Annotated in this window: 12 protein-coding genes and 1 pseudogene; 6 read left to right on the top strand and 7 right to left on the bottom strand. The window is 64.9% G+C overall.

Annotated elements, in window-relative coordinates; translation table 11 throughout:
* Positions 1 to 73: 73 nt before the first annotated feature.
* The 4 genes from dnaG to rpsU all read right to left on the bottom strand — a co-directional run bounded on the left by dnaG (position 74) and on the right by rpsU (position 3,053).
* Positions 74 to 1,813 carry a DNA primase gene (gene dnaG, locus AC1DSN_RS00065; RefSeq protein WP_213949268.1) on the bottom strand — a complete coding sequence of 580 codons (1,740 nt, stop codon included), beginning with the start codon at positions 1,811 to 1,813 and terminating at the stop codon, positions 74 to 76.
* A gap of 52 nt (positions 1,814 to 1,865) precedes the next feature.
* Complete coding sequence (locus AC1DSN_RS00060) at positions 1,866 to 2,039, bottom strand: DUF1328 domain-containing protein (RefSeq protein WP_477293939.1); 174 nt, start codon at positions 2,037 to 2,039, stop codon at positions 1,866 to 1,868.
* A 216-nt stretch (positions 2,040 to 2,255) separates the two neighbouring features.
* Positions 2,256 to 2,699: a GatB/YqeY domain-containing protein gene (locus AC1DSN_RS00055; RefSeq protein WP_477293937.1), complete on the bottom strand. Its 444-nt coding sequence runs from the start codon at positions 2,697 to 2,699 to the stop codon at positions 2,256 to 2,258.
* 138 nt (positions 2,700 to 2,837) lie between these two features.
* Positions 2,838 to 3,053, bottom strand: coding sequence for a 30S ribosomal protein S21 (rpsU, locus tag AC1DSN_RS00050; protein ID WP_029213735.1), 216 nt, complete (start codon positions 3,051 to 3,053; stop codon positions 2,838 to 2,840).
* 93 nt (positions 3,054 to 3,146) lie between these two features.
* Here rpsU and tsaD point away from each other — a divergent pair, with 93 nt between their 5' ends.
* The 4 genes from tsaD to AC1DSN_RS00030 all read left to right on the top strand — a co-directional run bounded on the left by tsaD (position 3,147) and on the right by AC1DSN_RS00030 (position 6,080).
* A complete protein-coding gene (gene tsaD / locus AC1DSN_RS00045; RefSeq protein ID WP_477329172.1) occupies positions 3,147 to 4,160 on the top strand; it encodes a tRNA (adenosine(37)-N6)-threonylcarbamoyltransferase complex transferase subunit TsaD in 1,014 nt (337 codons plus the stop codon).
* A gap of 105 nt (positions 4,161 to 4,265) precedes the next feature.
* Positions 4,266 to 4,625, top strand: coding sequence for a dihydroneopterin aldolase (gene folB / locus AC1DSN_RS00040; protein WP_063571469.1), 360 nt, complete (start codon positions 4,266 to 4,268; stop codon positions 4,623 to 4,625).
* Complete coding sequence (folK, locus tag AC1DSN_RS00035; RefSeq protein ID WP_477293933.1) at positions 4,622 to 5,140, top strand: 2-amino-4-hydroxy-6-hydroxymethyldihydropteridine diphosphokinase; 519 nt, start codon at positions 4,622 to 4,624, stop codon at positions 5,138 to 5,140. The genes folB and folK overlap by 4 nt, the downstream gene beginning before the upstream one ends.
* An 85-nt stretch (positions 5,141 to 5,225) precedes the next feature.
* Positions 5,226 to 6,080 carry a DUF6159 family protein gene (locus AC1DSN_RS00030; RefSeq protein WP_213949273.1) on the top strand — a complete coding sequence of 285 codons (855 nt, stop codon included), beginning with the start codon at positions 5,226 to 5,228 and terminating at the stop codon, positions 6,078 to 6,080.
* Between the two features lie 113 nt (positions 6,081 to 6,193).
* Here the strand turns inward: AC1DSN_RS00030 and AC1DSN_RS00025 are convergent, their stop codons facing one another.
* Positions 6,194 to 6,931 carry a pteridine reductase gene (locus AC1DSN_RS00025; protein WP_477293931.1) on the bottom strand — a complete coding sequence of 246 codons (738 nt, stop codon included), beginning with the start codon at positions 6,929 to 6,931 and terminating at the stop codon, positions 6,194 to 6,196.
* A 50-nt stretch (positions 6,932 to 6,981) separates the two neighbouring features.
* Complete coding sequence (locus AC1DSN_RS00020; RefSeq protein WP_477329170.1) at positions 6,982 to 7,974, bottom strand: hypothetical protein; 993 nt, start codon at positions 7,972 to 7,974, stop codon at positions 6,982 to 6,984.
* 172 nt (positions 7,975 to 8,146) lie between these two features.
* Here AC1DSN_RS00020 and AC1DSN_RS00015 point away from each other — a divergent pair, with 172 nt between their 5' ends.
* Both AC1DSN_RS00015 and AC1DSN_RS00010 read left to right on the top strand, forming a co-directional pair.
* Positions 8,147 to 10,264, top strand: coding sequence for a TonB-dependent receptor (locus tag AC1DSN_RS00015; RefSeq protein ID WP_477329168.1), 2,118 nt, complete (start codon positions 8,147 to 8,149; stop codon positions 10,262 to 10,264).
* Positions 10,265 to 10,320: 56 nt separating this feature from the next.
* Complete coding sequence (locus tag AC1DSN_RS00010) at positions 10,321 to 11,514, top strand: class I SAM-dependent methyltransferase (RefSeq protein WP_477329166.1); 1,194 nt, start codon at positions 10,321 to 10,323, stop codon at positions 11,512 to 11,514.
* Between the two features lie 39 nt (positions 11,515 to 11,553).
* Here AC1DSN_RS00010 and AC1DSN_RS00005 read toward each other — a convergent pair.
* Positions 11,554 to 11,781: pseudogene (locus AC1DSN_RS00005) on the bottom strand (hypothetical protein); the annotation flags it as partial.

The raw sequence follows: 11,781 nt of genomic DNA, 5'->3' as shown, positions 1-11,781 counted from the left end.
GTCCCGGCCGGTCCCTTCAGGGTACGAGGGTCGGATGATCCCACGGATCGCGTTAATCTCGCGGTGCAGCGCATCATTCGTCCACCGGGGTCGGTGCGGAGCGCGCAGCCAGCAGGACGCGTAGTTCGGCCTTTTCCGTATCGTCGAGAACGCCTTCGCGGCTACGGCCGATAAGGTACTCGCGGCGTTGTGTCACGGCCTGGCGTTGCATCTGATCCAGCGAACCCAGGAACTCGACTCGCTGCATATCGGCGTCGCCCACCACCTCGGCCTGCATGAGCTTTTGCAGAGAGGCGTACTCGGGCCGGTCAAGAAAATACTCAACCAGCACGGCGGGATTGATCCCTGGCCGGGAGCGCGCCACGTCGATCAGTTCCGACAGCAGGTTCACGCCGGGACGGTCCAGGCGCAGGAAGGCGTACGGCGGCTCGACCTCATCGGCCAGCGCCGGCTGCGCCAGGAGCAGGGTGATCGCGCTACGAACCAGGCTGCGCTGCACGTTGGCCGGGCGTACCTGGTTGGAGCGATTCGGCGCCGGCTCGGGCTCGAGCACGGCCTTGGCGCCCGTACGCCGCTCGAGCTCCTGGCCCATGAGGTCGCGGAAGGCGCCGTCAGGCAGTTTGGCGATGAGCGGGCGGGCGCGTTCAGCGAGGCGGGCGCGGCCGTCCAGGCGGGTGACGTCGACGTCCCTGGCGAGCTCTTCGAAGAAGTACTCGGACATCGGCATCGACTCCTTCATGCGCTTCTCGAAGCCGTCCTTGCCTTCCTTGCGTACCAGTGTGTCGGGATCTTCGCCGTCGGGCAGGAACAGGAAGTGGGCCTGGCGGCCGTCGCGCATGCGCGGCAGCACGGATTCCAGTGCGCGCCACGCCGCTGCCTTGCCGGCACGGTCGCCGTCGAAGCAGAAATAGACATCGGGCGCCGTACGGAAAAGCACTTCGGCATGTTCGGGCGTGGTCGCCGTGCCCAGTGTGGCGACGGCGATCGGCAGCCCCGCCTGGTGCAGGGCGATGACGTCCATGTAGCCCTCGACCACCATGATCCGGGTGACGGTCTGGTTCGCCTGTTTCACCTGCCACAGGGCGAACAGCTCCTTGCCCTTGTGAAAGAGGGGAGTCTCGGGCGAATTGAGATACTTGGGGCTCTGGTCCGACGACAACACGCGGCCGCCGAAGGCGATCACGCGGCCGCGGCGGTCGAGGATCGGGAACATCACCCGTTCACGGAACCGGTCATATTTGTTGCCGCGCTCGTTGCTGGCCACCATGCCGGCTTCATTGAGCAGCTGGCGCCGGCGATCGTTCGTGCCCAGGGCCTTCATCACGCCGTCGAAGCCAGCCGGTGCCCAGCCGATGCGGAAGCGTTTGACGATCTCGTCGTCCAGGCCGCGGCGGTCCACGTAGGACGTGGCCTCGGGGCTGTTTCCCAGCTCACGCTGGTAAAAGCTGGCGGCTTCGTCGAGCAGGGTATAGAGGTCGCTGCGATCTTCCCGCGGCTTGTCGTCGCGGTTGCCCTCGTACGGCACCTTCAGGCCGGCGGACTGAGCGAGCTCCTCGATCGCGTCGGGGAACTCGAGGCGGTCGTAGTCCATGAGGAACTTGATCGCACTGCCGTGGGCACCGCAGCCAAAGCAGTGAAAGAACTGCTTCTGCGGGCTCACGTAGAAGGAGGGCGAGCGCTCGTTGTGGAACGGGCAGCAGGCGGTCCACTCGCGTCCCGCCTTTTTCAGCGGGACGCGACGCTCGATCACGTCGACGATGTCGACGCGGGTCAGCAGTTCGTCGATGAAATTGTCGGGAATTCGGCCACGCATCAGTCGCCTAGGATGCCATGCATCCGCGTCCGAATGGAGACCGAATCACCGTTTAGAGCGCCAGGTGGAAGACACCGATGACGGCCAGGATCGCGATCACGAACAGGATCAGGAAGATGGCGAAACAGACCTTGGCGATCGTCGCGGCGAAGCCGGACACGCGGCTGAAGCCTAGCGCGCCGGTAACCAGCGCGATGAGGCCGAAGATGATGGCGTACTTAAGCATGGGATTCCTCCGTCAGCGCCGGAGGAACGTCCGCCAGCCGCGCGGCGGAGAATGATGACAAGCGTGTGGCGCCGTTGTGAAAGCCGATGCTGGGGCACCTGATATCGGGTGGCATCTTTTGTGGGAGCCGATTCATCGGCGACTGGGTGCTCGCGACACCCTGGCCCGCTGCCGCGGGATCGCCGATGAATCGGCTCCTACATGGCGGTGGCTCGCTTACGCGAGCTTTGCCTTAACTTTCCCTGCCACGGCAGCCATGTCCGCACGACTCGCCGCCTTTTCCTTGATCAGCGCAACCACCTTGCCCATGTCGCGTGCCGTGGTGGCACCCGATTCGGCAATGGCTGCGGCGATGATGGCGTCCAGCTCGGCTTCGTCGAGCTTGGCCGGCAGGTAAGCGCCGATCACGCCCATCTCGTAGCGCTCGATGGTGGACAGGTCGGTGCGACCCGCCTTATCGAACTGCTCGATGGAGTCGCGGCGCTGCTTCTGCATCTTTTCGAGCGCCGCCAGGACCTGGGCGTCGTCCAGCTCGATCCGCTCGTCGACTTCACGCTGCTGGATCTGGGCCTGGATCAGGCGGATCACGGCCAGGCGGTCCTTTTCACCGCTTTTCATGGCGGCTTTCATGTCTTCGGTGATCTTTGCCTTGAGACTCATGCGCTTTCTCCGGGACGACGAAAAGCCGGCTTTACCTTTCGGCAAAGCCGGCTCGGGATTTCCGCTCTGAATACACCGGGCAGCGCGCAGGGCGCCTGCCGAGGTACCATACCCGGTCGCGAAGGACCGGGATGGGCATCAGTACATGCGGGTCCGGCGCGTCGTGTCGCGGGACAGACGGCGCAGGTGACGCTTCACAGCAGCGGCGCGCTTGCGCTTACGCTCCTGGGTCGGCTTTTCATAAAATTCGCGCTTACGCGTTTCGGCCAGCACGCCAGCCTTCTCGCACGTACGCTTGAAGCGGCGGAGGGCAAGCTCGAAAGGCTCGTTCTCGCGGACTTTAACGCTCGGCATGGAAACTCCACTTGATTAAACTGACCCGGAGTACCCGGGCGAGCCGTGGATTATAACGTGATCGATTCGAAAATTTCAAAGCCTGTTTTGGGCGTGGAAACCTCCTGTGATGAAACAGGGGTGGCCCTGCTGCGCTGGGACCCTGAAATGCCGGGCCGCGGCCTGCTTTCCCATGCCCTTTTCAGCCAGATCGCCCTGCACGCCCAATACGGCGGCGTGGTGCCCGAACTGGCCAGCCGGGACCATGTCCGCAAGCTGGTTCCCTTGGTCCGTGAGGCCCTTAAGGAGGCCGGACTGACCCCGGCCGACCTCGGCGGGGTCGCCTATACGGCCGGGCCCGGCCTGGTCGGGGCCCTCCTGGTGGGCGCCTCGGCGGCCCGCGCCATGGCCTGGGCGCTCGGCGTACCGGCCATCGGTGTCCACCATATGGAAGGTCACCTGCTGGCGCCCCTGCTCGAAGACGATCCGCCGGAAACCCCGTTCGTGGCCCTGCTGGTCTCCGGCGGCCACTCGATGCTGGTCGAGGTCAAGGCGATCGGTGAGTACACCATCCTCGGCGACACCCTCGACGACGCCGCGGGCGAGGCCTTCGACAAGACGGCCAAGATGATGGGCCTTCCTTATCCGGGCGGTCCGGCCCTGGCCAAGCTTGCCGAGCAGGGCACCCCGGGCAAGTTCCGCTTCTCGCGCCCCATGATCGACCGGCCGGGGCTGGATTTCAGCTTCTCCGGCCTGAAGACCCAGGTGCTGCTGGCCTGGAAGGCGAGCGACCAGAGCGACCAGACCCGCGCCGATGTCGCGCGGGCCTTCGAGGAAGCCATCGTCGACACGCTGGCGATCAAGTGCCGGCGTGCGCTCGAGGCGACCGGTGCGAAGCGCCTGGTGATCGCCGGCGGTGTCGGTGCGAACAAGCGTCTTCGCGAGCAACTGGCCGAAGCCGGGGCAAAGGACGGGTTCCGGGTGTATTTCCCGCGTCTGGCCTTCTGCACCGATAACGGCGCGATGATCGCCCTCGCCGGGGCGATCCGTCTGGCGTCCGGCCAGCACCAGGACGCCACGATCGAAGTGCATCCGCGCTGGAGTCTGGAAAGCCTGCCCGCGGCCTGACAGGAGCGGCCTTACTTGCGCCGCCTTACTTGCGCCGCTCTACTTGCGCAATTCAAGTCGGTCGCGGACTCTGTAAGGCCCTCTTTAGCGCACCACGCCCCCTCCATGGATATCGTCTTCATCGAAGACCTGCGTATCGACGCGGTCATCGGCATCTACGACTGGGAACGCCGGATCCGGCAGACCCTGTCGTTCGATCTGGAAATGGCCTTCGACAACCGCCGGCCTGCCGCCAGCGATGACATCGCCGATACGCTCAACTACAAGTCGATCTCCAAGCGCCTGCAGTCGTATGTGGAAGCGTCGAGCTTCGGCCTGGTGGAGACCCTGGCGGAGCGCTGCGCCGACATCGTGCGCGAGGAGTTCGGCGTGGCCTGGGTGCGTTTGAAACTATCCAAACCCGGCGCCGTGCGCGGTGCCAAGGCGGTGGGTGTCCGCATCGAACGCGGCATCCGGCCGGAATGACCGCAACCGGCCGTGCGTACCTGAGCCTCGGCTCCAACATCGACGCGGAGCGCTGGCTTGCCGCTGCCGTTGCCGAGCTTCGTGCCCGCTTCGGCAAGATCGATGTCTCGCCGGTATACCGCAGCGCCGCTGTCGGCTTCGACGGCCCCGACTTCCTCAATCTGGCCGTGGCCATCGACAGCGATCTCGCCCCCGAGGCGTTGAACGACTGGCTGCATGCGCTCGAAGATCGCCACGGTCGCATCCGCGGGGGTGCGCGCTTTGGCTCCCGCTCGCTCGACGTGGACATCGTGCTTTACGACGATCTGGTCCTGAGCGGCAAGGGACATCTGAAGCTGCCGCGCGGGGAGCTGCGCCATGCCTTCGTGCTCAAGCCGATGGCGGACATCGCACCGTCCGTTCGCCATCCCGTCGACGGCCGGACCATGGCTGAGTTGTGGGCGGTTTTCCCGAAGGAACGCGAGCCGCTGACCGTCGATGATGCGTGCACCACGGCGGTCGGGGCTTCCCGCTAGGCGGTCCGCAGGCGAATGGCTCTGGCGAACTCCTGCCCCAAGGTGCTACAACGCGTTCCACCAAGGGGCCAAAGGGAATCGGGAAATGGGTAAGTTCGCACGCAGTTGGGCGCTCATGAAGGCGAGCGCCAACATCCTCCGTCAGGACAAGGAGCTGATGCTCTTTCCGCTGTTCGCGGGTCTGGCTTCGCTTGCCGTGATCGCCACCTTCGCGTGGCCGGTATTCACCCTCATCGCACATCACCGCGCCGGCTTCGAAGGCGAGCGTGGGCATGCCTCACCGATGTTCATGCTGGTGAGCTTCCTGTTCTACTTCGTCCAGTACACCGTGGTGATTTTCTTCAACACCGCGCTGGCGTCGGCCGCGATGATCCGCCTCGATGGCGGCAACCCGACCGTCGGCGACGGCATCCGCCTGGCCATGGGCAAGCTGCCGAACATCATCGGCTACGCGCTCATTGCCGCCACCGTGGGCATGATCCTTCGCGCGCTGCAGGAACGCTTCGGCATCATCGGTCGCATCGTCGTCGGCATGCTTGGTTTTGGCTGGACCGTGGCCACCTTCCTGGTCGTGCCGGTGCTCGCCGCGCAGGACGTCGGTCCGATCGACGCGATCAAGCGCAGCACGTCGCTGTTGCGGAGTACCTGGGGTGAAAACCTCATCGGTAACGCCGGCATCGGCGTGGCAGGCGGTCTGCTGACCTTTGGCCTGATCCTTATCAGCGCCATGCTCTTCTTCGGCGCCGTCGCGACACACTCCGTCGCGCTGATGTTCGTCGTCGGCGCCGCGGCTGTGATCGGCCTCGTCGCCCTCAGCCTGTTCCAGACCGCGATGCACGGCGTCTATTCCGCTGCGTTGTATCGCTTCGCCGAAGAAGGCGATCCGGGGCAGGGCTTCGATCGCGCCCTGCTGGAATCGGCGTTTCGCCCAAAGAAGTAATCGCCGGTACCTCTGGCGAACAAGGCCTCGACACACGTCGGGGCCTTCTCGTTTTTGTAGGAGCCGATTCATCGGCGATCCGCGCCAAAGGCGCGGCCCGCTCGCGACGCCCCTCAAATACTCAACGCCCTACCACCATCCACCCGAATGACCTGCCCCGTCGTGTAATGCGCATCCAGCAACAACCAGCGCACCGCCTCGGCCACGTCGTCCGGCTCGCCTTTGCGCGCCAGCGGCGTCTTCGCGATCAGCGCTTCCGCAGCTTCTTCAGGCTTGCCTGATGCGGGCCAGAGAATGGCTCCTGGCGCGACGGCATTCACGCGCACCTGCGGTGCGAGGTCTTTGGCGAGCGCCTGCGTCAGCATGACCAGCGCGGCCTTTGCCATCGAGTAGACGGTGTGCCCGGCAAGCGGTCGCTCGGCATAGATGTCGACGATGTTGACGATCGCCCCGCGCGCTTCACGCAGGGCTGGCGTCGCGGCTTGCGCGAGAAAGAACGGCGCGCGCGCGTTCGCGGCGAAGAGATCGTTCCAATGTGCAGCGGTGGTTTCGCCGATCGGCGTCGGGTAGAACGCCGAGGCGTTGTTGACGAGGCCATCGAGCCTGCCGAAGTGTTCGAGCACGGCGGCGATCAGTGCGCCAGGTGTGGCGTCGTCTTCAAGTGCACCCGGGAAAATAGCGGCACTGTCAGCCCGCGCGGCATTGAGTTCCTGGGCAAGCGCTTTGGCTTCGTCGGCCGAGCTCCTGAAGTGGATAGCGACGGCACAGCCGGCGGCATGCAGATGCCGCACGATGGCGGCACCGACGCGGCGCGCACCTCCGGTGACCAGGATGACCGGCTGCTTGTTCATCGCGACTCCCTTTTAATCCGCAGGGAGCTTGCCGCAAACAGGAGTGCGCGTCACGTTGCGGCTTTCGGTCTGCGCGCCGTGGATTTTTTGGCGGGAGCTCGGCGAGCGGTGGCTTTCTTGGCAGGAGCTCGGCCGGCTGTGGCTTTCTTCGTGGCTTTCTTTGCCGCTTTCTTCGGGGCCGGCTTAGCCGTGGTGGACGTCGCGACCTTGGTGCCTGCGGACTTGCGGGCGACGGCCTTCTTGGTGGTGGCGCGTTTTCGGGTGGCGGCGGGAATGGTTTTGCGGGCGGCCGACCTCGTGGCGGGCTTATCGCCGGCAGAGCCGGCTCCTACCGAGCGCGTAGCGGCGACCTTGGTCGTTGAGGCTTCGGCCGCGCGCGGCTTTGCCTTTTTGCCGGGCTCGCTGCCGTCGGGCTCGTCGTCGATGTGGATTTCGCCGCTGAAGAGGTCGATGGCGGTCTTCGCCACCTGGCCGGTGTCGTAGTAGGCATAGGCGCCCACGCCAAGTGCGCCGACGACGGGCAGCCAGCGGGAAATGCCTTTGCCGACGGCGCGCTTGGACACGCTCACGCCGATGCGTCCGGCCAGGCGCTGCAGCACGCTGGTGGCGGTGGTGCGGAAGACGAGGCGGTCGCCCACGCGGATGGCCACGTCACGGAAGGCCTGCGCAGCGGTGTGGCGAAACAGGCACCAGAGCATCTGCTCGCGGCCGAGCTTGGGGGTCTTGCCGTAAGCGGCGGCGATGTCGCTGACCAGCTGACCCTGGATGCGCCAGATGGCGACGAGTTCGGGCAGGACGGTCAACCAGCCGAACGGGCCGGGGGGCAGGGCGAGCGTGCCCGCCGTCAGGGCGGCCTTTTGCGCCGCGGAGGCAGCAAGACGGCGGCACTCTTCGGCGGCGTCACCTTTCACCCGGGGAATATCACTCGCGGGAATGCGGCTGACGAACTCGAGGATCGCCTTGGCGACGGGGCTTTCGCCTCGGTCGGCGGAGACGGGAACGATTTCCTTCGAGGTCGAAGCGGAAGCGTCCTTTTTGGACATCGGTCTCTCCAGGCATGCGATGGGAGACATCCTCGCGTGGGCTACGTGAGTCCGCCATGAAGCGAAAGGACCATGAAACCACTCGCGCAGATAGTGACTTTCGACAGATTTCCCCGATCCTTCGACTTCGTTATGATACGTTATAACATCGCTACCCCAAGAAGAGTCCCCGATGACCCCCGCACGCCTCGCGCTCTGCATCGCCCTAGCCCTGTCCGCCGCTCCCGTGTTTGCGGAGGACACCACCGATACCACTGATCCGCAGAAGGCCACGAACCTTGGCGCGGTCGACGTCAGCGCGCGACTCGACGAGGCGCGCAACAGCCTCTCCCCGGACACGGGGAGCAGCCAGTACGTCATGGATCGCCAGACGATCCAGGCGCTGCCGCTGGGCGACTCCACGCCGCTGAACCAGGTGATCCTGCAGGCGCCCGGTGTTGTCCAGGATTCCTACGGCCAGCTGCACGTGCGCGGCGACCACGCCAACCTGCAGTACCGCATCAACGGCGTGCTCATCCCGGAAAGCATCGGCGGTTTCGGCCAGACCCTGGACGCTCGCATGATCGACAATGTGAAGCTGCTCACCGGCGCGCTCCCCGCGCAGTACGGCGAGCGCACCGCGGCTATCGTCGATATCACCACGCGCACCCCGACGGACGGCGTGGGCGGCACCGTCGGTATCACCGGGGGCCAGTTCGGCACGCTGAACCCGAACGCGACGCTCTTCGGCAAGTCCGGCGACTGGAGCTGGTTCCTGACGGCCAACTACCTCGAGAACGATGTCGGCATCGAGAACCCCACGTCCAGCCGCAAGCCGATCCACGACCACACCAACCAGGTGAAGGCGTTTGGCGATGTCTCCTACCTGATCAATAACGACACGCGCCTGAGCTTCATGTTCGGCGTCACCAATAATCGCTTCGAGATCCCGAACAATCCGGGCCAGACGCCCCAGTTCGGCTACCTCGACGTGACCAACTTCGATTCGGCGCAGTTGGACGAGCGCCAGCAGGAGAAGACGCGCTTCGGCGTCCTCAGCCTGCAGGGCAAGATGGGCTCGACCGCGTACCAGGTGTCGGCGGGCGAGCGTTACAGCAGCCTGGACTTCACGCCGGACGACATCGGCGACCTGATGTTCAACGGCATCGCCTCCGATGTGCGTCGCGCCAACCGCGCGTCGACTCTGCAGGCCGACTTCTCCACGCCGCTGGGCGACAATCACACGCTGCGCTACGGCCTGTACGGTTCATTCGAGCGTGCGTCGTCGAGCAACGATTCGCTGGTCTTCCCGGCCGATGGCGACGGTAACCAGACCTCGACCACGCCACTGAACATCCTCGATTCCAGCCGCATCCTGGCGCGCACCTATGCGGTGTACCTGCAGGATGAATGGAGCATCGGCGACAAGTGGACCGTGAACTACGGCGTCCGCGGCGATCGCTACGAAGCCTTCCGCACCGAGAGCCAGCTCAGCCCGCGCCTGGGCCTGGTCTACCAGCCGACCGACAGCACGACCATCCACGCGGGTTACTCGCGCTACTTCACGCCGCCGGCCAGCGAGCAGATCAGCCCGACCTCCATCGCGAAGTTCGCCGGCACGACGAATGCGCTGCCGGACAATGGCGACGATACGCCGCTGGCCGAGCGCTCCAGCTACTACGACGTGGGCATCTCGCAGAAGATCGGCGACAAGTGGACCGTGGGCCTGGACAGCTACTACCGCAAGGTCTCGCGTATCCAGGATGAAGGCCAGTTCGGTACGGCGCTCGTGTATTCGACCTTCAACTACGACCAGGGTCGCATCAAGGGCGACGAGCTTACGGTGAACTACACCGATGGCGCGCTCACCGCGTACTTCAACTTCGCGTACAACCGCTCGGTGGGCAAGCGGATCATCACGGGTCAGTACAATTTCAATCCCGACGATCTCGCTTACATCTACAACAACTACATCCACCTCGATCACGACCAGAAGTACACCTCGTCGGGCGGCATCAGCTACGCCTTCTCCGAGGGCACCCGCGTGGGTGCGGACTATCTGTTCGGTTCGGGCTTGCGTCGCGACGGCGCCGTTCCGAACGGCGATACGCTGCCGGGCTACTTCCAGCTCAATCTCAGCGTGGCGCATGACTTCGACCTGACCAGTGTCGGTAAGACCCATGCCCAGCTGGCCCTGGTCAACGCACTGGATCGCACCTATGAAATCCGCGATGGCTCCGGCATCGGTGTGGGCGCGCCGCAGTTCGGTCCGCGCCGTGGCGTCTTCCTGTCGTTGCAGCAGGATTTCTGATCGGCCCCGGATGCCGCGCCCCTGAAGCGGGGCGCGGCATCCGTTATCCTGATGGCATGAACGCCAAGCTTCCCGAACCCGGCGCCGACGAGCGCGCCCACTCCGATCATCTCGCCGCCCTCCTGCGCGAGGAGATCGCCTCCCACGGCCCAATGCCTTTTTCGCGTTTCATGGAGCGCTGCCTGTACACGCCGGGCCTTGGCTATTACAGCGCGGGCAAGGCCAAGTTTGGCGCGGACGGCGACTTCGTCACCGCTCCGGAAATCGGCACGCTCTTCGCCCGTTGCGTGGTCCGCGCCTTCGAGCCTGTCCTCGCCTCCCTGGGTCCCGACGCCGATTTCCTCGAGCTGGGCGGCGGTAGTGGCGCCTTCGCGGAAGCCGCGTTGCTCGCGCTCGACGCCGCGGGTCGGTTGCCGCGTCGTTTCATGATCCTCGAACCCAGCGCCGACCTGCGCGAACGACAGCGCGAGCGGTTGCATGCCGCCTTGCCGGCGGCGTTGTTTGCGCGCGCGTTATGGCTCGATGGGCCACCGGAGCAGGACTGGGACGGTGTGCTCTTCGCCAACGAAGTCATCGATGCGTTGCCGACCACGCGCTTTACGGTTCGTGATGGCGAGGTCTATGAAGAATACGTGGTCCTCGACGGCGACGGGCGCTTCCATCGGACGGACCGGCCGGCCGATGTATTGGTCAGTGGCGCCGTCCGCCATGTCGAGCGCGATCTAGGTCGTGACTTCGAGAACGGTTATCGCACGGAGATCCTCCCGCAGTTGCCCTACTGGATGCAGGCCGTGGCAGGCTCGCTTCGCCGTGGCGCGATGCTGTTCGCCGACTACGGTTACACGCGAGGCGAGTTCTACCTGCCGGAACGCACGGACGGCACGCTGCGCGCGTTCTATCGCCATCGCATGCACGGCGACGCGTTCTATTTACCCGGTCTGCAGGACCTCACGGCCTCGGTCGACTTCACCGGTCTTGCCGAAGCGGGCAATAACGCCGGCTTCGGTGTCGCCGCGTACATGCCGCAGGCCCCGTTCCTGATAGCCGCGGGCATGCAGGAGTTCTTCGAGAACGATTACCTGATGCTCACCGATGAAGCCGCGCGCTACAAGCTCGCCCAGGAAGTGAAGAAGCTGACCTTGCCCGAACAGATGGGTGAGCGGTTTCAGGTGATGTTATTTGCGAAGGATATCGAGGCCTCGGCCTTGCCCGAAGGCATCCTCGCCGCCGACCAGGGCTCCCGCCTGTAACCCCTGCGGACCATGCTGTTGTAGATACTCTCTTGGCCGTCAAGCGTTCTTGAGGTGTTCAGGGCTGAAGAGCTTCGAGGTATCGAAGTTCTCGTTGTTCTGCAGACAGGCCCACAGGCCTGTCAGGTACTTACGCATGACCGCCGTGAGGGCTTGGCGCTTCTTCTTTCCACGGCGGACGAGTTGCTCGTAGAAGGCCTTGGCCAAGGGGTCATGCCGGACGGCGACCAGGGCTGGCATGTAGGTTCCGGCACGTAGGTAGGCGTT

Source organism: Luteibacter sp. P4_D7_3, from assembly GCF_056401735.1.
Note: the sequence above shows the minus strand (reverse complement) of the source record. Positions and strands in the feature narration are given on the sequence as shown.

What these genes read in the sequence shown, in the direction of transcription:
- dnaG (WP_213949268.1), bottom strand. Translation starts at nt 1,813, where the DNA reads ATGCGTGGCCGAATTCCCGACAATTTCATCGACGAACTGCTGACCCGC.
- AC1DSN_RS00060 (WP_477293939.1), bottom strand. Translation starts at nt 2,039, where the DNA reads ATGCTTAAGTACGCCATCATCTTCGGCCTCATCGCGCTGGTTACCGGC.
- AC1DSN_RS00055 (WP_477293937.1), bottom strand. Translation starts at nt 2,699, where the DNA reads ATGAGTCTCAAGGCAAAGATCACCGAAGACATGAAAGCCGCCATGAAA.
- rpsU (WP_029213735.1), bottom strand. Translation starts at nt 3,053, where the DNA reads ATGCCGAGCGTTAAAGTCCGCGAGAACGAGCCTTTCGAGCTTGCCCTC.
- folB (WP_063571469.1), top strand. Translation starts at nt 4,266, where the DNA reads ATGGATATCGTCTTCATCGAAGACCTGCGTATCGACGCGGTCATCGGC.
- folK (WP_477293933.1), top strand. Translation starts at nt 4,622, where the DNA reads ATGACCGCAACCGGCCGTGCGTACCTGAGCCTCGGCTCCAACATCGAC.
- AC1DSN_RS00030 (WP_213949273.1), top strand. Translation starts at nt 5,226, where the DNA reads ATGGGTAAGTTCGCACGCAGTTGGGCGCTCATGAAGGCGAGCGCCAAC.
- AC1DSN_RS00025 (WP_477293931.1), bottom strand. Translation starts at nt 6,931, where the DNA reads ATGAACAAGCAGCCGGTCATCCTGGTCACCGGAGGTGCGCGCCGCGTC.
- AC1DSN_RS00020 (WP_477329170.1), bottom strand. Translation starts at nt 7,974, where the DNA reads ATGTCCAAAAAGGACGCTTCCGCTTCGACCTCGAAGGAAATCGTTCCC.
- AC1DSN_RS00015 (WP_477329168.1), top strand. Translation starts at nt 8,147, where the DNA reads ATGACCCCCGCACGCCTCGCGCTCTGCATCGCCCTAGCCCTGTCCGCC.
- AC1DSN_RS00010 (WP_477329166.1), top strand. Translation starts at nt 10,321, where the DNA reads ATGAACGCCAAGCTTCCCGAACCCGGCGCCGACGAGCGCGCCCACTCC.